This window comes from Symmachiella macrocystis (genome assembly GCF_007860075.1).
Classification (GTDB): Bacteria; Planctomycetota; Planctomycetia; order Planctomycetales; family Planctomycetaceae; genus Symmachiella; species Symmachiella macrocystis.
The window spans coordinates 447,720-469,129 of the sequence record NZ_SJPP01000003.1 but is presented as its reverse complement, the minus strand read 5'-3'; the positions used below and the strand labels follow the sequence as shown (position 1 = coordinate 469,129).

The 21,410-nt window shown below is 54.5% G+C and carries 18 protein-coding genes, 1 tRNA gene and 1 pseudogene; 14 read left to right on the top strand and 6 right to left on the bottom strand.

What is annotated here, in order from left to right; all coding sequences use genetic code 11:
* Positions 1-13 precede the first annotated feature (13 nt).
* Positions 14-1,180, top strand: a complete 1,167-nt coding sequence (locus CA54_RS25325; protein WP_146373783.1) for a glycosyltransferase family 4 protein — start codon at positions 14-16, stop codon at positions 1,178-1,180.
* 234 nt (positions 1,181-1,414) lie between these two features.
* Here CA54_RS25325 and CA54_RS25320 read toward each other — a convergent pair.
* A protein-coding gene (locus CA54_RS25320) for an IS3 family transposase (RefSeq protein ID WP_146373782.1) occupies positions 1,415-2,604 on the bottom strand; the annotation gives its coding sequence in 2 pieces (ribosomal slippage) (positions 1,415-2,361 and positions 2,361-2,604; 1,191 coding nt in all).
* Between the two features lie 268 nt (positions 2,605-2,872).
* On the opposite strand from CA54_RS25320, the gene CA54_RS25315 reads away from it, so the two are divergent.
* From CA54_RS25315 to CA54_RS25285, 7 genes and pseudogenes are all read left to right on the top strand, one after another.
* Positions 2,873-3,265 (top strand): hypothetical protein, encoded by a 393-nt coding sequence (locus CA54_RS25315; RefSeq protein ID WP_146373781.1) that lies wholly within the window; start codon positions 2,873-2,875, stop codon positions 3,263-3,265.
* 601 nt (positions 3,266-3,866) lie between these two features.
* On the top strand, positions 3,867-4,601 hold the full coding sequence (locus CA54_RS25305; protein ID WP_146373779.1) for a hypothetical protein: 735 nt from the start codon (positions 3,867-3,869) through the stop codon (positions 4,599-4,601).
* A gap of 174 nt (positions 4,602-4,775) precedes the next feature.
* Positions 4,776-4,988 (top strand): helix-turn-helix domain-containing protein, encoded by a 213-nt coding sequence (locus tag CA54_RS25300; protein ID WP_146373778.1) that lies wholly within the window; start codon positions 4,776-4,778, stop codon positions 4,986-4,988.
* Positions 4,954-5,193: pseudogene (locus tag CA54_RS30270) on the top strand (hypothetical protein); the annotation flags it as partial. The gene CA54_RS25300 and the pseudogene CA54_RS30270, both read left to right, overlap by 35 nt.
* A gap of 78 nt (positions 5,194-5,271) precedes the next feature.
* Positions 5,272-7,683, top strand: coding sequence for a toprim domain-containing protein (locus tag CA54_RS25295; RefSeq protein WP_231963197.1), 2,412 nt, complete (start codon positions 5,272-5,274; stop codon positions 7,681-7,683).
* Positions 7,680-7,985 carry a TubC N-terminal docking domain-related protein gene (locus CA54_RS25290; RefSeq protein ID WP_146373776.1) on the top strand — a complete coding sequence of 102 codons (306 nt, stop codon included), beginning with the start codon at positions 7,680-7,682 and terminating at the stop codon, positions 7,983-7,985. The genes CA54_RS25295 and CA54_RS25290 overlap by 4 nt, the downstream gene beginning before the upstream one ends.
* A gap of 306 nt (positions 7,986-8,291) precedes the next feature.
* Positions 8,292-8,906, top strand: a complete 615-nt coding sequence (locus CA54_RS25285; protein WP_146373775.1) for a phage integrase SAM-like domain-containing protein — start codon at positions 8,292-8,294, stop codon at positions 8,904-8,906.
* Between the two features lie 402 nt (positions 8,907-9,308).
* Here CA54_RS25285 and CA54_RS25280 read toward each other — a convergent pair.
* Positions 9,309-9,382: transfer RNA gene (locus CA54_RS25280), tRNA-Val, on the bottom strand.
* Positions 9,383-9,710: 328 nt separating this feature from the next.
* Here CA54_RS25280 and thrS point away from each other — a divergent pair.
* The 3 genes from thrS (at position 9,711) to CA54_RS25265 (ending at position 15,092) form a co-directional block, all read left to right on the top strand.
* On the top strand, positions 9,711-11,885 hold the full coding sequence (gene thrS / locus CA54_RS25275) for a threonine--tRNA ligase (protein ID WP_146374196.1): 2,175 nt from the start codon (positions 9,711-9,713) through the stop codon (positions 11,883-11,885).
* A 343-nt stretch (positions 11,886-12,228) separates the two neighbouring features.
* Positions 12,229-14,232: a sigma 54-interacting transcriptional regulator gene (locus CA54_RS25270; protein WP_146373774.1), complete on the top strand. Its 2,004-nt coding sequence runs from the start codon at positions 12,229-12,231 to the stop codon at positions 14,230-14,232.
* Positions 14,233-14,741: 509 nt separating this feature from the next.
* Positions 14,742-15,092: a hypothetical protein gene (locus CA54_RS25265; RefSeq protein WP_146373773.1), complete on the top strand. Its 351-nt coding sequence runs from the start codon at positions 14,742-14,744 to the stop codon at positions 15,090-15,092.
* Between the two features lie 97 nt (positions 15,093-15,189).
* On the opposite strand, the gene CA54_RS25260 is transcribed toward CA54_RS25265, so the two are convergent.
* Positions 15,190-16,344 (bottom strand): PQQ-binding-like beta-propeller repeat protein, encoded by a 1,155-nt coding sequence (locus tag CA54_RS25260; RefSeq protein ID WP_231963195.1) that lies wholly within the window; start codon positions 16,342-16,344, stop codon positions 15,190-15,192.
* Between the two features lie 266 nt (positions 16,345-16,610).
* Here CA54_RS25260 and CA54_RS25255 point away from each other — a divergent pair, with 266 nt between their 5' ends.
* Complete coding sequence (locus tag CA54_RS25255) at positions 16,611-17,102, top strand: SixA phosphatase family protein (protein WP_146373771.1); 492 nt, start codon at positions 16,611-16,613, stop codon at positions 17,100-17,102.
* A gap of 23 nt (positions 17,103-17,125) precedes the next feature.
* On the opposite strand, the gene CA54_RS25250 is transcribed toward CA54_RS25255, so the two are convergent.
* The 3 genes from CA54_RS25250 to CA54_RS25240 form a co-directional block, all read right to left on the bottom strand.
* Positions 17,126-18,094, bottom strand: coding sequence for a GNAT family N-acetyltransferase (locus CA54_RS25250; RefSeq protein ID WP_261343769.1), 969 nt, complete (start codon positions 18,092-18,094; stop codon positions 17,126-17,128).
* A 176-nt stretch (positions 18,095-18,270) separates the two neighbouring features.
* Positions 18,271-19,224: a transketolase family protein gene (locus tag CA54_RS25245; RefSeq protein WP_146373769.1), complete on the bottom strand. Its 954-nt coding sequence runs from the start codon at positions 19,222-19,224 to the stop codon at positions 18,271-18,273.
* A 65-nt stretch (positions 19,225-19,289) separates the two neighbouring features.
* On the bottom strand, positions 19,290-20,117 hold the full coding sequence (locus CA54_RS25240) for a transketolase (RefSeq protein WP_146374195.1): 828 nt from the start codon (positions 20,115-20,117) through the stop codon (positions 19,290-19,292).
* A gap of 263 nt (positions 20,118-20,380) precedes the next feature.
* Between CA54_RS25240 and CA54_RS25235 the strand changes: the two genes are divergently transcribed.
* Both CA54_RS25235 and CA54_RS25230 read left to right on the top strand, forming a co-directional pair.
* Positions 20,381-20,797 carry a hypothetical protein gene (locus CA54_RS25235; RefSeq protein WP_146373768.1) on the top strand — a complete coding sequence of 139 codons (417 nt, stop codon included), beginning with the start codon at positions 20,381-20,383 and terminating at the stop codon, positions 20,795-20,797.
* 39 nt (positions 20,798-20,836) lie between these two features.
* Positions 20,837-21,373 carry a hypothetical protein gene (locus tag CA54_RS25230; protein ID WP_146373767.1) on the top strand — a complete coding sequence of 179 codons (537 nt, stop codon included), beginning with the start codon at positions 20,837-20,839 and terminating at the stop codon, positions 21,371-21,373.
* Positions 21,374-21,410: the final 37 nt, after the last annotated feature.

The following is a 21,410-nucleotide window of genomic DNA, read 5'->3' as shown; positions in this document are numbered from 1 at the left end:
TCGCTGTGGTTAATTGAAGATTTCGATTGCTCAATACAGTTCCAATCTCAGTGGCTCTGGTGTCGGCTGCCAGATGATTGCGAACGCGTTTGTCGCCAATGGTTGGGATGTTGATGTCACGTTTGCGTTTGACGGACCATTCGTTCGTCAATTGGCTGACGCCAATTTTCCGGTGCATGTCGTTCCCCATCGAAATTGGTTGCGAACCAGTGGCGTACTGCGATTTCTTCATAATATTTACAGCGAAACCCAGGCGTCTCGGGCGTTCTTATCGTACTATCGAGACAAACGTCCTGATCTCGTTTATGTCAACACTCTGGTCAGCTTTGCTGCCGCCAGAGCGGCACGTCAGGCCGGTATTCCAGTCATCTGGCATATCCGGGAAATGTTTGCAGAAGAGAATGGAGAGTTACGTTGGCCGGCGGGTTGGATGAAAAGCGTTGTCAGATCCATAATTCAACGCTCTGCCGCACGTGTGATCGTAAATTCTTGTATATGCCGCGACACAGTTCTTGGAGCTGATGCCGGCAACACGATCATCCTTCCTAACGCTGTCGGACGGCAATTCCTGGTCACTCGCAGGCCTTCAGTAGAATGCCGGCGGATGTTTGGACTGCCAGAGGCGGGATTCATCATTGGGGTACCAGGGACCATCCGTCCGGTGAAAGGGCATCGTTTTCTATTTCGTTCGGTTGAGCGTCTTCTGGACGACAATCCGATGGTACACATTGCTGTCACTGGACCCACGGAATCAAAATTCGCTCGGGAGTTGATACAGGAAGTTCAAAGCGGTCCTGCGGGCGGCCGCGTCTTTTTTCTGGGCAGCGTTGAGGACATGGTTAGCTTCTATCACACCTGTGACCTGTGTTGTATTCCGTCCGAATCGGAGACATTCGGGCGGACAGCAGTGGAGGCCTTGGCAACCGAGACTCCGCTGGTTGCCACGGCAGTCGGTGGGCTGAAGGAAATTGTTCGACACGAACAGAACGGCCTATCGGTCGCATCCGGCGATATTCATGCCCTTTCAACATCACTTGAACGACTGTCGAAAGATCGTCAATTATGTGGCCGGTTCACTCGAGCCGGGCGTAAGGATGCCGTCGAGAAATTCTCGGAAGATGCATACGCGAAGGTACTGAGCAAGTACGTTGAACTAACTATTAATGAGTCAAGAACGTAGATGACGATACCCAATTGCCTGCGAGATCGTTAACAGTTTTGGTAACGTATCGCCTTTGCGGCTGTGACCTTCCCCCAATGGTGTTTGAACTTCCCCAACATTAGTTGGCGCGCCTTTCGGGTTAGATAATACAGGTTAACTGTTTCAAAGTTTGTTCCGCGAGGAGTTGCCTTCGTCGGAGCCAGTTGTCGGTCGCTCGCCCAAACGGCGAACGACGACCGGCGGAGATGAGGGCTACTCCGGACCATGCCTTTGATGGTGAGGTTCGAGGGAGCGCCACGCCGCCGCCTCGAATTGCTCAGGGCTCACATAACCCAGCGCCGAATGACGACGCAGCCGATTGTAAAAACGTTCGATGTAATCAAACACGCTCGCACGCACCTGCGGCCTGGTCGCGTAAGCCTCTCGGCGAACCCGCTGCTTCTTCAGCTTCGCAAAGAAACTTTCCATCATCGCGTTGTCCCAACAATTCCCCTTGCGGCTCATGCTGCAACTGATGTTCTCTTCTCTCAACAATTCCTGATACGCGCCGCTCGCGTACTGGCTGCCGCGATCCGAATGGTGCAACAACGCCGCATCCCCGTCCGGCCGACGACGGCCCAGCTCCATCCGTAGCGCGTCGACCACCAACTCCTGCGTGATCCGAGCGCTCATCGACCAGCCCACAACCTTACGCAAGTACGTGTCCAACACGCACGCCAAGTACAACCAGCCCTCACCCGTCCGAATATACGTGATGTCCGCCACCCACACGCGGTCCGCAGATTCCTGCTCAAATGCTCTATTTAATGTGTTTTCCGCCACCGGATGCGGATGATATGAGTCCGTCGTCGCCTTGAACTTCGGCGCCAAAGCAGCACGCAGACTGTGGTCGGACATCAACTTCGCCACCGTATTTTCACTGACCGAATGGCGCAGCGCGACCAGTTCCCGGTGCATCCGCGGACTACCGTAACACTTTGTATCTTTGTCGGCGTGAATCGCTTTCATCTCGCTGAGCAATTCCCGATGCCGCTGGCGTCTCGAACTCGCGCCACGCTTGCACCACGCATAAAAACCGTTACGAAAAACCGCCAACACTTCGCACATCAACGTGATCGGCCATGCTTCGCAGTGTGCCTCGATGAACTCAAACCTTAGTTCTTTTCGTTCGCAAAGAAGGCCGTCGCTTTTTTTAAGATGTCACGCTCCATCCGCAGGCGACGGACCTCCTCTCGCAAGCTCCCCAGTTCCAACCGTTCGTCCTCCGTCATCGATTCTCCCTCCTCGGTAGCTGTGATCTTCCGTTTCCAAGCCCACAACGAGTTTGCAGACACCCCCAAATTCTGAGCTGCAGCAGCCAGCGAATAACCTTGTTCGGTCACCAGCTTCACCGCCTCAGCCTTAAACTCCTCCGTGTAACTTCGCCGTTTCCGCTTAGACATCTTTCATCCTCCTCACAAGCAGTATACGCTCTTAGTTGAGCGCCCACTATTCGTGGGGAAGTCCAATACGTGGTAATTTCTGTTAGCAATGAGGCGATGACTTCGAACACTGTTAATATGACATCCGTATGGTCTCGACGCAGAGAACTGCAATTCGCCAAGGTTTCAGTTAAAAACAGGCCATCAAGAATCAGATATTGACAAAGCGATCTGAATCGGAATCATTGAGCGTCGAATTACATCTGTTTTGACTGTGGAATGGCGGGAAATGGCAATGAAAGTCAGTGAAAACCGTGATGACTTGCTTGTAGCAGCGTTGGCCCGTGGGGCGAGCGTCGAGGAAGCGGCCGGTATTTCGCAACTAAGTGCCCGTACGGTGTATCGTCGTTTGCAAGAAGTGAGTTTTCGAAATCGCGTCTCCGAAATGCGAAATCGGATTTTCGACCAAACGGTTGGCCGGCTGTCAGCAGCAACCGTTCAAGCAACAACGACGTTGGTAGAATTACTCGACACCGGATCAGACTCGGTGCGTCTCTCCGCCGCCCGAACAATATTGGAGCAGTCAACTAAACTGCGTGAGTCATGTGAACTTGTAGCACGCGTCGGCGAGTTGGAGGAAATGTTGGCGAATGAATCTGAAAAGCCGTATAAAATCGCTTGAGCGCCTAGGCCGCTCTCGATCAGAACAGCGTCTTCAAGATGCATACAAACCGATTCGAGCCAGCGGTGTACCCCGCGCGGTTGTGATGGCGCGATTTGTCATCCGCATCTGCAACTACCTCGAACAAGTACCACCAGACTCCCATTCGCACGCGAGACTGTCCACGATGCTGGTTGAGGCGCGTGCGCGGCTGAAATACGAGATCGAAGAGTTGGCAGGCAATGTATCCCCTTGGCCGGAACTGTCGGATCCGCGTCCATTTTATGACGGAGATGACAGTTAATAGGAAACCGGCTGTTGCGATGTGAGTTGCACGCCGCCGAATTTTTTGAGGAACTAATTCAATTGTATCGGGACGGCGCCGCTGGGTTGCAAACCGGCCCTCTCAACGGGAGGCGAATTAATGGCGGATTCACCCGCAACACCGGCGTGCGCGCATTGCGGCGTGCCTCTAGCCAAGTACGATGTCGACCGTGATACGTGTTCCAATTGCCGGTCCCCCAAGGGAAAAGTCGCCGATCTCGACATTGCAATTTGCGCTTCCGGAGGCGATCCCAAACGCATAAGAGATTGGCCGGCTATTCGGCACTTACTGCGAAAGATGTTCGGCGAGGACCGTTCCGAAAATGAGTTGTGGGAACGATGCACAGACTGGCTCCGAGCGGAAGGGGGATTCGAGCCGAATAACTATCTGCAGTTGCCGTTGACCTACCTACGATGGCTCCTCGAAAACGGTGTTATTCCCCCAGACAAACTTCCCGCAAACGAGCGGCTTGCGGCGTTGGATGCAGTTCGAAGAGAATTGGAAAATTGGAAACGTTTCAATTCTCCCAGCGAAACAGGCAGTATAGACAAAGGCAATCTGGACAAGCGTCATTTGCATGCAACGATTGTTGATTTGCAACCATTTTACGGCGGAGACTTGCCAAAACCGGCATTGGGTATCTGGCGGACGTTCCTCAACCTGGATCTCATCGATCCTAAAGCGGAAAAAAACATAGTCGAGCAGCGCTTGAAACAATTCGAACGGTTCTTGGAATGGGTGAAGGGCGAGATTCAAACCTCAAGCGATCCATCAGCGGCCGAAGGGAATGCGTGCACTCCTGGCGGACAACTAGGCAGCGACGAGACGAGATCGAGACCGAAACGGCGCGGCCGAAAGAAAGCCAATGGCGAGACCGTAAAGCAGGAAGCCAAGCTGGCCGCCGATTGGGTAAGTGCAAGGGACGCTGGCACATACAAAAGTGACTTCGCCAAAGAAGCAGGAATGACGCAGAAGTCGTTTGATACGCTTCTTGACCGCGTAGCAAAGAGGAAATCTCGTTCTGACAATTAGCTCCGACAGTGGTTCGAATTTGTCCGAGAGAAAAACTTCTAGCTGCTTTCTGCGGCAAAACGACGCTTTTCACAGCGAATCGTTCCGACAAAATGAAAATGTCGGAACTGCCCTTAGATTTTTGATCATGCAAGCCGCACTTCGCGGCAAGCAATCAATAAAAAGGGAAGCCCTATGCAGAATCAAGCAAGAAGTAACGTGCTGCTGGTGAACGCAAGAGAAGCCGCAACAATGCTGGCCGTCTCGCCTCGAAAGTTGTGGGCGATGACGTTTGAAGAAACTCCTAGCCTGCCATACGTCCGTTGTGGACGGCTCGTACGCTACTCGCCCAACGACTTACGCCGATGGATCGATGTGCAGCGGAAAGGGGGCGACAATGATGAGTAGAACTAAGGCCCCATCAAGAAATAGTCGCATTTCGATTCCCGAAATTAAAGCTGCAGCCCGCGGGCATTGGAATGACCTTTTGCAGGATGCAGGACTGCCGGTCGATTGCTTGTCCGAACGTGGGCGTTCCTGTCCGAAGTGTGGCGGTGATGATCGCTACAACGCGGCGAAGGAGGTGAACGAAACTGGGGCAGTATTCTGTCGACAGTGTTTTGGTGACAAGTCGGCCCGGATCAAACCGGGTGACGGCATCGCGACGGTAGCTTGGCTGATGGACACAACTATGCCAGATGCAATTCGTTGGCTTGCCGAACGGCTCGGCTTGAATCGACAACATGAAGACAAGACAAAGCTGACTAAGGAAGTGGACATTATCACGACAGTTTGTCGGGATAAGCGAATGCCGGTTGAGTCGTTCACGCGGTTTGGCGTGAAGGATGCGAAACGGGGACGAGAAAAGTTCCGAGTTGCTCGGGTGAACGTCTATAGCGAGGTTGGCATCGTTCATTCGTACTTCGATCTGTGGCCCGGTAGCAAAGGAAAATTTAAATGTGGCAAGGGCAACGCCGGAATGTTCTTTCCCGGTCAGTTACCCGTCGCCGGGCAAACCTGGCTGTTGGTCGAAGGAGTGAAAGACGCTGCGGCGTTGGTTGGACTTGGTTTCCATGCTGCTGGGATGCCGACAAACAAGCTGGCGAACAAGTACGCTCGCCTGTTTTCGGGTGTGGACATCATCATCGTACCTGACTTGGACTTGTCGGGCGTTCGCGGTGCCAATTATACAGCAAGCAATTTGTCGGGCATTGCAACATCTGTCGCAGTCGCGCGGTTGCCAGGTCAAGTCAAAGAAAAGCAGGGCGACGATGTTCGCGACGTGTTGCGGTTGTCAAACGGTGAGGATCTGGTCCGCGAAGCGGTTGATGCGGCGACCAAGTGGGAACCATGTGGTGACGACGACCGGGTTGAAGCACAGCCGGAGGTCATTGTCACGATGGACGAAGCAGCTGTCGCCGCCCAAGTCGTCCTGCATCTCGGTAAACTCGGCTGGGATTCTCCATGGATCAAACAAAGATACCGAGATGGCGTTCGGGTATTTGTGCGGGGTGGTCTGTTGGTTCACGCAATAGAAAGTGATGACCTCGGTTCAGACGGACGATTAGCTATTCGTGCTTTGCCGTCGTGTTTAGTTCGTGAACGCATCACACAATCGTGTCGCTTGCTTATCGAGAAGGAAGTCGAGGACGACATCGAAGTCAAACCCGTACGGCCGTCGGGCTGGTTGATCGAAGCCGTTCTTCGACGCGGGCATTATGGTGGCGCAATACGTCCTCTATCCGGCATCATTGAGTCGCCGACGATTCGTGTTGACGGTTCGATTTTACAGGCACCGGGGTACGATTTGCGAACCGGTCTTATTTATCGGCCGACTGTAGAGTTTCCTGTGGTGCCACACTTGCCGACTCAGATTGATGCCGCGAAAGCATTGTCGGATTTGCACGAAGTGTTGGCGGAATTCCCGATGCTTGATGGTGCAGACCGATCGGCTTGGGTTGCGATGGTCCTTTCGATGATTGGCCGATCGTGCATAGACGGTTGTGTCCCGCTGTTTGCCATAACGGCAAACATACGTGGAGCGGGAAAGTCATTGTTGGTTGATTCAGCAACGCTGATCGCCTACGGTCATCGGGCGGGCCGCCATGCGTTTACCCGCGATGATAATGAAATGCGGAAAGTCATCACGGCAGTAGCGTTGGCGGCAACTCCCAGCGTCTTGTTTGACAACCTCGACGTTCAATTAGGTGGGGCCGCGTTAGATGCCGCGATTACTTCATTGGTATGGTCCGGCAGGGTGCTTGGGCAATCTCAGATGACTGGCGATTTACCGATGCGGACGGTTTGGTCCGCAACGGGCAACAACTTGGCATTCGGATCGGACATCGGCCGGCGGGGTCTGCCGATCCGGTTGCAATCATCTCTCGAACACCCGGAGGATCGTTCGGGATTCCGGCATCCTGATTTGCTTGGATGGATCGAATCGGAACGGCCCCGATTGGCGGTCGCCGCATTGACAATCCTGCGTGCCTATTTCGTCGCTGGCTGCCCGATACAGTCCGGCGGGGATTGGGGGTCGTTTGAGAATTTCTCTGCTGTGATTCGTGGAGCGATCATTTGGGCTGGGGGTCAAAATCCGCTAGCTACTCGGGAAACGGCTCTTGCCTGTGATGATACGACCGGATTGCTTGGCAAGCTGATCGTGGGTATCGAGCAAGCAGACTCTTCGGGTGAAGGGCTGACCACGAAAGAAATCGAGCGAATGACGTTCGGCCGTGACGTCGACAGCCCCAGCCATGACGCGTTGTTTGAAGCAGTAGCGGAGATTTGTGGGGATCGCTTTAACGGGCGCACGTTTGGTCGCCGGGTTCGCGGACTCTCAGGTCGCGTTTGGCAAGGGCAATTCATTGAATCGAAACCTGCGGGCGGTGGTGTCAAGCGCTGGCGGGTTCGGAATGTTGAAAGTGGGTTTGATGGGTTTAGTGGGACTGGTTTATCCAGTTCCGATACAAAGACAAAGTGTGAACAGGGCGAATTGTCAGGCCTGGACCGTGACGACTTAGAGGCAAAGTCCGTGCCGCAAAGGGTTAACCCCTCTAACCAACCCGAATCGCAACCTGCTAACGACTGGGGGGAGCTATGAGCGCTTCCGAATTGAGAAACGACCTAGCCCAGCGCGGTATCCGATTAGACGTCCATGGGGACTTGCTCCGCTACTCGCCCCGTTCGGCAATAACGCCGGGCCTTTTGGAGCGTATGTCGGCCCATAAGGAAGAGCTGCTAGCGATCGTACAGAATGAAGCCCATGCACCAGCGATCGACTTGTCAGACCCAACTGCTGTGTGGCAAGCGACACTTGATCGACTGGAAGGCGATCCGCATTTTTCGGCCGACATTTTGGAATCGTTAAGGAAAGGTCTGGCTAATTGGATCAGCGATTCTTAGTGTCATAAACAGCACTGAAACTAGGCAGTTGCGACGGTATGCGATATCATGCAACTCAGTGCGAAGCATTCCATTCAAGCAGTAAACCAATACGCAAATCTGTCAATGTTTTCACTCTCTGGCAAACGTCGTCACACAATTCCGGGGTCTAGGAATTGGTGAGGATGTATCACCGAAGCGGACTTTGATTTTCGATAACAAGCAAAAGCGGAAGGTAACGAACATGGCAAGCATTTCCACCGATAAGACCAATGGCCGGCGCATGCTGCAATTTGTCGATGCGGGGGCAAACGCTGTAGTATTCGCTTGGGCAAACTAACCAAGCGCGATGCCGATGCGATTCGGCTGCGGGTAGAAAAACTTCTGTCCGCCAAAATATCCGGACACGCTGTCGACAATGAAACGGCGAAGTGGCTGGCGTCGTTGGAACCGGTGCTGCGGAGCAAATTGGCGACGGCCGGATTGGTGGCCGCCGGTGAAGGCACGACACTGAAATCGCTGATTGATAAATACTTCGCGAAACGTACGGACGTCAAATCGGCAACACTTACAGTGTGGGGGCACACACGGAGAAACCTACTCGAGTTCTTTGGTGAGGATAAAGCAATCAGTAGCATCACACCGGGTGATGCGGATGACTGGCGGCTGAACTTGCTGGAGCAGGGGCTGGCAGCCGATACGACAGTGCGAAAGCGCTGCGGAATTGCCAAACAGATTTTCTCGTCCGCGGTTCGGCGTAAATTAATTTCCGAGAATCCGTTTGCTGATCTGAAGTCAGCGATGTTGGCCAATCCTAGCCGCGCGTACTTTGTGACCCAAGCAGAAATCGAACAGGTGATCGACGCCTGTCCGAAGACAGAGCACCACCCGGGGGAGAATCCCGGATCATTCCGATCTTTCCGGAGTTGCGACCATTTTTAGAAGAAGCATTTGAACTCGCTTCGCCCGGGGTTGAGTTTGTCATCACCGGCTATCGCGACCCGAGCGAGAATTTCGGAATTCCCTTAGCCCGCATCGTCCGTCGCGCGGGACTCACACCCTGGCCGAAGATCTTCCACAATATGCGCAGCAGTCGGCAGACGGAATTGGAAGATCAATTCCCCTCGCATGTGGTCTGCGCATGGATCGGAAACTCTCAACCGGTCGCTAAAAAGCACTACTTGCAAATCACGGAAGAGCACTTCGAAAAAGCGCTGCGAAATGCGCAGCAGCAGGGTGCCGTTTGGGGTCGTAACGACTCGCAAGCGAAATTGCTCGCGCATAAAAAACCCCTGCAATTGCAGGGGTTTGCGGGTGAGTGCGACTCGGCGCGCACTCCACCGATGGACGATACTGGACTTGAACCAGTGACCTCCACGATGTCAACGTGGCGCTCTAGCCAACTGAGCTAATCGTCCCAATTCCGATAGGGGAACTTACGTCCTGCGGCGGAAAATATCAAGCATAAACCCGTCAATCCGGGCCAAGTTTTTTCTTGGCGGACCAAGCGGCGCGATTGCGCATCTAATGCGGGACAGGGGCTGCAGGGCAGGGGGGAAGGGAAAAAACTGCGCCGAATCCTTCTCACCTCCCAGGATTCTCAGGGGATTCGCACCCCGTTCGGCGAGTTGACCGCTTGGGGGATTCGCTTATATTAGGCGTGTTCCGACGCCCTGATGCGGTCGCATTCACCCTTTGTTTCGGTGGAGCCGCGGGCGAAATCCGTTGAAGAAATCAAAAAAAGTCATGATCGAAGTCCAACTTCCTGATGGATCGAAAAAAGAGTATCCCGCCGGGAGTTCCGCCTACGATGTCGCCGCTAGTATCGGTGATCGTTTGGCTGGAGCCTGTATCGCTGCCGAGGTCAACGGCACAATCGTCGACCTGAACCGGGCACTTCCCGAAGAGGGAACCGTCAATTTGCGGCTATTGACCGATCGCGACGCCGAAGCTCTGGCCGTGATGCGGCATTCGGCGGCCCATGTCATGGCGCGGGCGGTGATGCGGTTGTATCCAGGCGTCTCGTTGGCCTTCGGTCCGACCTTGTCGAACGGTTTTTATTACGACTTCGATCTGGAACACAAAATCAGTGAGGATGATTTCCCGCGTATCGAAGAAGAAATGAAGGCCATTATCAAGGAAGCCGAGCCGTTTGAGCAGTTTTCACTCCCCCGTGACGAGGCGGTCGAATTTTGTGACGGATTGCAGCAAGCGCTCAAGGTGGAACACATCCAGACCGGATTGGCTGAACATCCGGAACTAGGTTTCTATCGGCAAGGGGAATTTGTCGACCTGTGCCGCGGTCCGCACATTCCGCATGCGGGAAAAATCAAAGCCTTCAAACTGATGTCCGTCGCTGGGAGTTACTGGAAAGGGGACGCCGGGAACAAACAGTTGCAGCGATTGTATGGCACTGCTTGGTTCAACAAAAAGGAACTCAAGGCGTATCTGGCGCAAATGGAAGAGGCCAAACGCCGCGATCACCGCGTGTTGGGCAAGAAGTTGGGGCTGTTCACCATCTCCAATGCCGTCGGCCAGGGGCTTTGCTTGTGGATGCCTAAAGGAGCGACCATTCGCGCGCTGTTGGAAGATTTCATCAAAGCGGAACTGGTCAAATTGGGATACGAACCGGTTTATTCCCCACACATCGGTCGCGTGGAGATGTACGAAACCAGCGGGCACTTTCCGTATTATCGCGAATCACAGTTTCCGCCGATGTTTGGGCATGATGCCGGACAACTGGTCGACGTCTGGACTGAACGACTCAAAAACGAATCGCTCACCGCCGAAGACGAAGCCCAATTTATCGAAACCGCCCGGCGATTGGGGTGTGATCTTGATGATTACGATCCCAAGTATCCGGTTGATGATCGCCTGGGGACTCTACAAGACTGGCAGCATCAACAAGAGCGGTATTTGCTCAAACCGATGAACTGCCCGCATCACGTACAAATCTATAAGGCGCAGCCGCGGAGCTATCGTGATCTGCCGGTGCGGTTAGCGGAATTTGGGACTGTGTACCGTCATGAACAATCGGGCGAGCTCAACGGCATGTTGCGCGTGCGGGGTTTGACCCAGGACGATGCGCATCAATTCTGTACTCCCGAACAGGTCGAAGAAGAATTTCGCAATACTTTGGATCTGGTGAAGTACGTCTTGGGGAGCGTTGGGCTGGAGAATTATCGCGTGCAACTTTCGCTTCGCGATCCCAACAGCGATAAGTACGTCGGTAGTGAAGAGAACTGGCAACGCGCTGAGGCAAGTCTCCGCAAAGTGTTGCAAGAAGCGGGGCTGCCCTTTTCGGAACAGGAGGGGGAAGCGGCGTTTTACGGGCCGAAGGCGGACTTTATGGTCCGCGATTGCATTGGCCGCGAATGGCAATTGGGCACCGTGCAACTCGATTACAATCTGCCGGAACGGTTCGAGTTGGAATACATCGGTGCCGACAATCGCCCGCATCGTCCGGTGATGATTCACCGTGCTCCGTTTGGTTCGATGGAGCGCTTCGTGGGAATGTTGATCGAGCATTTCGCCGGCGCATTTCCACTTTGGTTGGCACCGGAACAGATCCGCGTATTGCCGATCAGCGACCGTTTTCTAGACTACGCGCGAGAAGTCGAGAAAAAATTCACCGCGGCCGGGTTCCGCATCAAAACCGACACCCGCAGCGAAAAAATCGGCCACAAGATTCGCGACGCTCAATTGGACCTGATTCCCTATATGTTGGTTGTCGGTGAAAAAGAAGCGGAGAACAATACTGTCGCGCTGCGTTGCCGCATCGACGGAGATTTAGGCTCCATGACCCCCGAGGAAGCCGCCGCACGTCTGGGAGAAGAGGTCGCCGAACGGCGGATTCGCCAAGTCGCAGAATCAACTTTCGATGCTTTTGATGGCGAAGATGAAGCGGCGAACGAGTATTAGTAGCCGTTGAACGCAAGGAGTTGTGAAGAATTTGTTTGCCCGATACACCCAGGTAACGCTGACTTGGGGTGAACGGGTAAACAGTGTGTCGACTGATTTGACCTCCATGGCACTTGCGGGTAATGAATCGTGTTGAGTATCCTAAAGGGTGTGATCACACCAATCGCGTATGCTGTTTTCTCAGCGGTGAGCGATTTGAACGAAAACCACTGAGACCGCGCCGACTGAGAACTACCATTTCAACGCGGGAAAGTACCGACCCAGCGAGGGCTGCGGGCCGCTTTAGTATCGCTTCGCAAATTACCAATTGCGCAGCGTCACCTCGTATTGTGAAAATGTGACTATGATAGCTTACTTGGTTGTCCGCGAAGACAACAAGTGGCGCGACATCTACCGCTTGATGCCCGGTCAGGTCATCACTGTGGGGCGGGCTGCCACAAATCGGATCGCATTGCAGGACGAGGTCTGCAGCCGCAACCATTGTGAACTTTACCACAGCGAAGGTGCGTGGGTTCTGCGCGACTTGGGAAGCCGAAACGGCACCTACGTTGAAGGGACTGCCGTCACTGGGGATTGTCCGTTGGAACCGGGGCAGCTGATCGAGATCGGTGCCTGCAAATTAGCATTTACAGACGACCTATCCCGCGCGTTTCCGATATTGGACGAAGAGAGTAGTTCCGGCGTCGAGGACGATACCGGAACGGCATTCGAGGATGTTTTGGATCACCCCCCGCCCATGACGGAGCCGGCGATCATCCACCGTCGCCGTCGAACACGATTCCGAATCACTACGGATCGTGACCCGATCGCCGTCGACCGCACCAGTCAGGTCTTGGCGCAGTTGTATCGGTTGGCGTTGGAAATGGGGTCGGCAAAAGACTACCGGCGTTTGGCGGAAGTGGTGCTCAGCGGGCTTTTCGAAAGTTCCCGGGCTGACGTCGGCGCCATCCTGTTGCTCCCTGAAGGGACTGATCCGGCGAATTCTCCAGGAGCTTTGAACGTCGTCGCCTATCAAACGCAAAATGACCGGCCCTACCAGACCATTTCCGATTATCTGTCAGGAATCGTGTTACGCGAACGCGAGGCGATTTTGGCACGTGACGTGGCCGACGATAGCCGGTTGATCAATCGTGACAGCTTGGGGCAAATCCATGCTCAAAGCGTTATCTGCGCACCAATTTGCCTCGGACAGGTAGTGTACGGCTTGGTCCATCTTTATACGACGAATGCCAAAGATCCGCTCGATCCCGAAGATTTGGAATTTACCTTGGCGGTCGCGGATCAATTCGCTGTCGCCATGGAAAACCTGCGCAGACAAGAGTCACTTGCTGAGGGACTGGAGAAGGTTCGCGACGAGAACAAGCATTTGCGGGAGCAATTAGCGATTCAAAGCGAATTGGTGGGACAAAGTCCGGCCATGCATCGCCTGAGCCTGAAGATTGCCCGGATTGCGCCGACCGACACCACGGCTTTGATTCGCGGCGAAAGCGGGGTGGGGAAAGAATTGGTGGCTCGCGCAATCCATTTCAGCAGCGAACGCCGCAATGGGCCGTTTGTCTGCATGAACTGCGCTGCTTTGAGCGAAAGTTTGTTGGAAAGCGAGCTATTCGGTCACGAGCGGGGGTCGTTTACCGGAGCGACGGGGCGAAAGGTCGGCAAATTCGAGCAGGCGGACAAAGGCACGTTAATGCTTGATGAAGTGGGCGAGATGAGTCAGGCAATTCAGGCAAAATTTTTGCGGGTGTTAGAAGGCCATCCCTTTGAGCGTGTGGGGGGCGGGACGCCGGTGAATGTCGATGTGCGGATCGTGGCGGCCACGAACCGTGATCTCGAGTTGGCGGTCAAGGACGGGAGCTTCCGCCGCGACCTATATTTTCGTTTGCACGTGGTTGAGATTATTGTCGAGCCATTGCGGGACCATCCCTCGGACATCCCTGAACTTGCCAATCACTTTTTAGAACGGTTTGTCAAAAGCACCGGGCGGCCGGCGCGGGGGTTTACGCCACAGGCCTTGGCAAAACTAGCGGGTTATGATTGGCCGGGAAACGTGCGGGAATTGCAAAATACGGTGGAACGAGCCGTTATCTTCTCGACGGGCGAATTTATCGCCGATCATGACATTCACCTCTCCGGATTGGGAATTGACGAAGAGTCGCCTCCAGAAACGGAATTGGCAGCGAATTACCGGGAAATTTCTATCGAAAAATTGGAGCAGGAGCATATTCTTGCCACGTTGGAAGAGACCAAGTGGAACAAGTCGAAAGCCGCCCAAATTCTGGGGATTGAACGATCCACGTTGGATCGCAAATTGAAACGTTATGCGGTGTCGCGACCGAATGATGTGTGATTGATTGGTTCTTAGAACTGGGAATGACATTGCCATATTTCGGAAAGTCGATGGGGGGCTGGCTTACCTAATCGGGATGATGGTTGCTGTTGACTGTCGCGGCAGGTCGCGCTAGTGTGAAGAACGTGTTTTTTTTATGTGAATCGTTAAAAAACCAAAAATGTCGTTGACAATTGGGCCAAAAGGCCGAAGAATGGCACAAGTGATCTGAGACGGCCCCCCTACCTTGAGATCCCCCCTTTGCTTACTCCGAGAGAACAGTACATCCCTCGGGAGTCAATCCGACGCCACTTAGATGTTGAACGTGTTGGATGCCCACGACTTCTTCCGGGATGAGACTACGGAATGCGTAGCAGGGTTCAGGCAGGTGCCTTTGACTTTGACGTCGCCACCTTGCGTCGGCGACAGTTAGGTTTTGACGTTGCTCAAGTGCTGCAAATTCAAAAAGCAGCACAAAGCGGTTGCCCCTAATTTTTTATCCAATTGCCAGATTTGTTGGAGTGTCAGTAATGGAACAGATGTTCGTAGTTGATCTCGAACCCGGATTTTCGTTCGGCAGTGACGTCAGTGAGCAAACAATTGCGTCGGAAGATTCAGTCGAATTTGATGATTTAGAGGAGATTGGCCTCGACCCCATCACTTCAACACCGGCCAAACCCGGCTCTGAAGAAAAAGTTCTGATGTTATCCGCACGTTACGATCTGGGTTTGCCGCTGTGGCACGATGAAGACTGCGACGAGCACGGACCGCGCGAGCCGGAACTCAAAGGGAGTGCTTTGCAGGAAGAAGAGCCGCTGAATTTGGACTTCTCCGAATTTGATTTCGAAGATAAAGAAGAAAGCTTGAACGAAGAAGAATAACGCTTCTCCGATACGCATTAAAAAGACCTCAACGCGGCATCTAGCCCGCATTGAGGTCTTTTTTGCATCTTGCCCAAGATCATTTCACGGTGACGGTTTATTTCAGATCGTCGCGCTGAATGCGGAAAAGCCGGTTTTCCGAACGAATAAACAGCGCTCCCTCGCTCACCGCATACGAGGCTAACGTCGGCTCACCGATGGAATTGCGAGCTACGACCTCAAATGTCTCCCCCGGTTTGATGACCACACCGTCCCCTTGTTCGCTTTGAAAGTACAGGTGGCCGTCGGCGAAGATCGGTGATGCAGAATAGCTCCCATTGACCCGCTTTTTCCAATGCAGATCACCGCTACGAGCGTCGCGACAGGAGGCCACGCCCCGGTCGGAGACCATATAGAGGTTCTCGCCCACAATAATCGGGGAAGGGCTATGGGAAACCGTATCACGCGATTTCCAAGCCACATGCGTCTTGGTCACGTCGCTCTGTCCATCGGGGCGAATCGCCAATAGCGATGAACGCTGAAAGCTCGTACAAATAAACACCAAGCCGTGCGCAAAGACCGGCCGCGGCACAACCGAATAGCCGTCGTGTCGCACGGTCCATATCGCCTCACCCGTCTGCAGGTCGAAGCCGCTCACGGTATTTGCTCCCGTGGAAACAACCTGCTTGCGACCGTTCACGTCGATGGCCAAGGGTGTATGGAATGCGAATTTCTTGTCCGCATCAAAGGTTTCGCGATTCACCTTCCAGCGAATTTCACCATCTTTGCGGTCGAGACAAGCGATGTACTGCTTGTCTCGACCATCGCAACTGATGACCAGCACATCGTCGACAAGCGCCGGTGACCCGCCGCTACCATGCTGTGGTTCGTAGACCAAATCGGTGTTTTTCCAAACAAACGTGCCGTCTAAATTCAGACAAGCGGTCCCGTGTGTGCCGAAGTGTACGAAAACCTGTCCTGCATCCACAATCGGTGTGGGACTCGCATGGCTGTTTTTGGGGTGGATCCGTTCGGAGTCCGCAGCGCGTCGCTGAAAAGCCTCGACATTCCAAATCTCTTCGCCGGTTTTCGCATCGAGACAAAGAACACGTAGCGAATGGTCCGGATTGTCCCCGTCGCTGTCGGCCACCGCCGTGGTGAGGTAAATCCGCCCGTTGACAACAACCGGCGACGACCACCCCTTGCCGGGAACCATTTGTTTCCAGGCGACGTTTTCGCCCGTCTCCGCATTCCATTCGACGGGGAGTCCCACTTCGGTCGATATTCCTTGCCGCGTGGGCCCACGAAATTGCGGCCAATTTTCGGCATGGAGCGTTGTCACCGCGAGAAAGACCCAAACCCCGCAGCTGATAAAAAACGTGTTGTTACGCTTCATATGACGAAGAACCTCGCGGTAAGATACGGTAGGCAGGTGGCACGGCCTTGGGCAGGGCATGTCAAAGCAAGGCAGGATACCTTGGCGATTGTATCCAAATTGAACGACGATAACAGGCGTACCACAGTGGATCGAGGAATGCGATGAAGCAGTTACTCATTGTGCGGCACGCTAAGTCGAGTTGGGATGCGCCGGAATTATCGGACCACGATCGTCCCTTGAGTCGTCGAGGAAAGCGAGACGCTCCGCGAATGGCGCAGTGGTTGTTCGAGTATGGGATGATTCCTGGTCGGATTATCAGTTCCACGGCCAAACGCGCTCGCAAAACGGCTAAGGAAATTGCAAAGCGCTGTGATATCACCGAACGGCTCGAATTGAATCGCGATCTCTATTTTGGAGAACCGGAGAATTGGATCGAGTTATTGCAGGAGACTGAACCGGGAGCCGCGTGTGTCATGTTGGTGGGGCACAATCCCGGCTCGGAGGATTTTCTTGAGCAATTGATCGGGCAGTATGAGCGGCTGCCAACTGCGGCAATCGCCCATGTGGAATCGCCGGTGGAGAGGTGGACTGACTTCCGCATCGCAGCGGGAGGGCAGTTGGTGACCCTTCAGCGGCCCAGAGAATTGCCGTAACGACAGCGGCAAGAGGAGGCCGTCTAGAGCTTTTCGTAGATGATTCCGACATCGGCTTGTTGGAATTTGCTCGATTCCACCAGCGAGATGATGACTTCGTTGTCGTCTTCAACCTGCAATTCAACTTTGGTCACCATTTCTTCCCGCAAGCGGCGAATGGCTTCGACGACGACGGTTTTGCCGTATCCTTTTTTGCGTTCATTGTCGGACACGATCAAATGCGTGAAACCGACGGCCCGTTCCTGCCAAGTCATTGCGATCAGGTCAAGTCCCCAACAGGAGAGTTCCGCAACGGGGTCACCCCCTTGTTTGGGTCGCAAGATGAAGCGGATGGAATCGAAGCGTCCTTGCCGGGTCATCCACCACCAGGTCGCGTGGGCCGGCTGGTTGGTCACGATCAATTCCATCGCCCGGCGAATGGCGACCATGCGGACATCGAACGGATCGTTTTTCTCGCGAATATCTTTATGATACACCAAAATCCGACGTTTCGGCTCGTATCCTAGCTTTGTCAGAAAGGGAGCAGCGGCGGGGTCGGACTCGAGAAAACCAGGAGAATTGCTGCCGCCGTACAATCCGAGGTAAAACGGATTTCGTTCCGGGGATTCGCCGGCCTGAAAGCGGACCGCTCCTTTGGTCCGCAGATACTCTTCCGCCCGGCGCATCAGTTCCCGGCCGATGCCTTGCCGGTAATATCTGGGATGGACCATCACCATGCTGATGACGCCGGTGGTGAAGTCGAGTGCGGATTCGGATTCATTGGGACCAAACCCGGCATGAACGAATCCCATGAGCTCGCCCTCGTCAATCGCCACGATAAGCCCGTGGCGATCCCAGTACGGCTCAGCGAAGACCAGGGCGTCCAATATGTCGCAGGTGATGCCGTGTACTGCTCCGCGACCCATCTCGCACGCATTCCACAGATTGACGAGCCGAGGCGGATCGGAATTCCGAAAAGGCCGGTATTCGATCAATGCGATTTTCCCAACCATCGGGCGCCGGACCCACACGTGTTTCCGTACGCCAGAAACGGGCGGAATCCAATCGGTGATACAACAGTTTGCGGTGACTTTAGTGGTCACCGCATCTCCTCACAACCCATTTTTATCGTTTGCATCCGGCCTAGTGGTCTCTCAGCGGTCTTTGCTAGGGACAATGCCGGGTGCACTTATTTTAAAGATTTGGCTGCTTCGACAATGGCTTGCGGAGTCAGACCGTATTTCTGCAACAGTCCCATGGGGTCGCCGCTCTCTGCGTAACGGTCACCCACGTTGACGTAGGAGATCGGCACCGGGTGCAGCGTCGAGGCGGCCATTGCCACGGCTGATCCCAGTCCTCCGTGTGACAGATGTTCTTCAGCGACCACAATCCGTCCCGTTTCGCGGCCAGCTTTGGCAACCGCTTCTTCGTCGATCGGCTTCACCGTGTGCATATCCAGCACGCGGGCGGAGATACCAGCAGCGTCCAATTCCTGGGCCGCATCCAAAGCCGCACCAACCATCAGGCCATTGGCGATGATCGTTACGTCTTTGCCGTCCCGGAGCTGATTGGCTTTGCCGATCGTGAAATCGCAGCCATCGGGATAAACTTCCGCAACTTTTCCGCGTCCCAATCGCAGATAGGTCGGACCGTTGTCGGCCAAAGTGGCGGCGGTGGCAGCTTTGCTGGAAGGGCCGTCAGCCGGCACAAGCACTTTGACTCCCGCCAACGTACAGGCTAGGGCGACGTCCTCAATGCCCATTTGGGACGGGCCATCTTCACCGATGGAAATCCCGGCGTGCGTGCCGACGAACTTGACGTTCAGACCGGGAAACGCAACCGACATCCGCATTTGATCGTGGGCGTTGCTCAGCAGAAAACAGGCAAAACTGGCCACGACCGGAATTTTTCCGCAGGCGGCTAAGCCTCCCGCCACGCTGACCATATTGCTTTCGGCAATCCCGACATTAAATGCTCGGTCCGGATGGGCCAAAGCAAAGGGTTCGGTCCGCGTGGAGTTTCCCACATCACCGTCGACCGTGACCACTTCTTTATTCTCAGCGCCCAACGCCACGAGTGCGTCACCGAAGGCGTCACGGGGTGCTTGCCCCAACTTGTATCCGCTGGCCTCGCCAAAATACATGTAACTGCTCTTTTGAAAAATCTATGGGATATTTGTTGTGTGAATCGGAAATCCGTCAGTTGCCGCTACGATTGTTCTAGCAACGCGATCGCTTTTTCGGCCAATTCCGGGGACAACGGCTTGCCGTGGTAATTGACGTCTCCTTCTGCCTCCAACAACGGCAAAATGCCGAATCCTTTTTGGGTCTGGGAAACAATCATGGTTGGCTGGTCGGTCACGGCTTGGGCGGCCTGGAGTGCCTTGAGGGCCGCTTCTTGGTCGTTCCCCTCGATTTCCTGTGTATGCCAGCCAAATGCGGCGAATTTGTCGGCGACTGAGGACATGTTGAGTACATCCTTCGTGGCACCGGTTTGTTGATAGCCGTTTTGATCGACGATGGCGGTCAGATTGCCCAGTTTGTATTTGTGAGCTGTGGCGGCCGCTTCCCAAACTTGGCCTTCGCCCAATTCGCCATCGCCCAGCATGACAAATACATTGTAGTCAGCGGAGTCCATTTTTCCGGCCAATGCGTGTCCGATGCCGATGGAAAGCCCCTGTCCGAGCGAACCGGTACTGGCTTCGATGCCGTCCATCCGCTTCATGTTGGGGTGCCCTTCAAACTTACTGCCCAGTTTGCGGAGCGTCATGGTTTCTTCGGGCGTAAAATAGCCCGCTTCGGCCATTGCCGCGTAGAGCACGGGAACGGCGTGTCCTTTACTGAGGATAAAGCGGTCGCGACCTGCCCAATGTGGTTTTTTGGGGTCATATTTCATGATCCCTCCGAAGAAAAGTGCCGTTACCACCTCCACGGCAGAGAGGCTACTCGATGGATGTCCGCTACCGGCGGCAGTGGTCATCCGTATAATGAGTTCGCGGATTGTCCGGCCTTGGACCTTTAATTCGTCGACCGACATACTTTTTGATTCAGCAGACACACCTTATTCCTCAAAACTGAAAGTGAATACTATTTTGCGCGGTTTGATTCGTCTGAATAGACACGGCTATTGGCGAACGCAGCCGGGCGCACTCAGTCCGCCGCCCCTGCGACACCTGCCGTGCGGCTTCATATCCTAACTAGCCTGGAACGCACTGGCAAGCACGCCGGTGAGTGATTATCCTGAAGGAACGACGATGCTTTATTTATCAAGATTTCTCAGAAATGGAGTTACGTAAATCCATGCCCTCCATTGACTTGGCCGATGAAGATCTTCTCGGGTATCTCGAGGAATCCCTGCCCGTCGAGCGGATGTCGATCGTCGAGTCGGCGCTGCGGAGTTCGGAATCGCTGCGACAACGGGCGGCAATGCTCTTGCGACGGCGGGATGACGGATTTCACTCCGTCGGCGACATTTGGCGGCGACATCGCCTCAGTTGTCCCTCGCGGCGGCAATTGGGGAGTTTCTTGCTGGAAGCTTTGGACCAGGAAGAACAGGATTATATCGATTTTCATTTGCGAACGGTCGGTTGTCGTTATTGCGCGGCGAATCTGCGGGATTTGGAAGAATCCAGAAATCAGACGCCCGAAGTCGAGCAGCGACGCCGCAAGTTCTTCCAAACCTCCGCCGGCCACGTCAAATCTCTGCGCGGAGATTGAGTCCGCGTCAAACTGAGGACGACGTTCGCGAGGTGGGAAATGAGTCATCGTGTGCTGGCGGCGTTGCTCGTGCTCTGCTGCGTAGTCGGTTTGACCGGATGTGAAAACGGGCCGACCGAGCAAGAAAAGACCGCCTTAACAGTGATCCAGCAAGAGACCGGAGCTCTCATTTCGGTGCAGAAGGGGGGAGCTGCCAAAGTCGACTTCACGCACATGGGTGTCGACGATGCCGGTCTGGAACCGATCAAACACGTCAAGCATCTGCGAATGCTGATTCTGGCCGGAACATCGGTCACCGACGCCGGTATGAAGAACCTGTCTGAGTTGCCTCGCATCCGGCAAATGACGCTGAGAGGGACGCAGATTGGCGACAAGGGGTTGGAGTCCCTCAGCGGCCTGACCACGTTAGAGGAGCTGGACCTCTCCCACACCCAAGTGACCGACGCCGGGATGCAGCATCTGGCCAAAATGACCGGCCTGCAAAAAGTCTATCTCGGCGGCACCGCGGTCACCTATGAAGGCCGCAAGCTGCTGCGCGAAGCACTGCCGAACACCAAGGTCTTCCAAGACGAATAACCCGCCGCGGCACGTGATGCGGTGTGGTGACCGCGAC

Excerpts from the sequence above, each read along its gene's own strand:
- CA54_RS25315 (WP_146373781.1), top strand. The coding sequence starts at position 2,873 with ATGGCAATGAAAGTCAGTGAAAACCGTGATGACTTGCTTGTAGCAGCG.
- CA54_RS25305 (WP_146373779.1), top strand. The coding sequence starts at position 3,867 with ATGTTCGGCGAGGACCGTTCCGAAAATGAGTTGTGGGAACGATGCACA.
- CA54_RS25300 (WP_146373778.1), top strand. The coding sequence starts at position 4,776 with ATGCAGAATCAAGCAAGAAGTAACGTGCTGCTGGTGAACGCAAGAGAA.
- CA54_RS25295 (WP_231963197.1), top strand. The coding sequence starts at position 5,272 with ATGCCAGATGCAATTCGTTGGCTTGCCGAACGGCTCGGCTTGAATCGA.
- CA54_RS25290 (WP_146373776.1), top strand. The coding sequence starts at position 7,680 with ATGAGCGCTTCCGAATTGAGAAACGACCTAGCCCAGCGCGGTATCCGA.
- thrS (WP_146374196.1), top strand. The coding sequence starts at position 9,711 with ATGATCGAAGTCCAACTTCCTGATGGATCGAAAAAAGAGTATCCCGCC.
- CA54_RS25270 (WP_146373774.1), top strand. The coding sequence starts at position 12,229 with ATGATAGCTTACTTGGTTGTCCGCGAAGACAACAAGTGGCGCGACATC.
- CA54_RS25265 (WP_146373773.1), top strand. The coding sequence starts at position 14,742 with ATGGAACAGATGTTCGTAGTTGATCTCGAACCCGGATTTTCGTTCGGC.
- CA54_RS25255 (WP_146373771.1), top strand. The coding sequence starts at position 16,611 with ATGAAGCAGTTACTCATTGTGCGGCACGCTAAGTCGAGTTGGGATGCG.
- CA54_RS25250 (WP_261343769.1), bottom strand. The coding sequence starts at position 18,094 with ATGGTTGGGAAAATCGCATTGATCGAATACCGGCCTTTTCGGAATTCC.
- CA54_RS25245 (WP_146373769.1), bottom strand. The coding sequence starts at position 19,224 with ATGTATTTTGGCGAGGCCAGCGGATACAAGTTGGGGCAAGCACCCCGT.
- CA54_RS25240 (WP_146374195.1), bottom strand. The coding sequence starts at position 20,117 with ATGTCGGTCGACGAATTAAAGGTCCAAGGCCGGACAATCCGCGAACTC.
- CA54_RS25235 (WP_146373768.1), top strand. The coding sequence starts at position 20,381 with ATGCCCTCCATTGACTTGGCCGATGAAGATCTTCTCGGGTATCTCGAG.
- CA54_RS25230 (WP_146373767.1), top strand. The coding sequence starts at position 20,837 with ATGAGTCATCGTGTGCTGGCGGCGTTGCTCGTGCTCTGCTGCGTAGTC.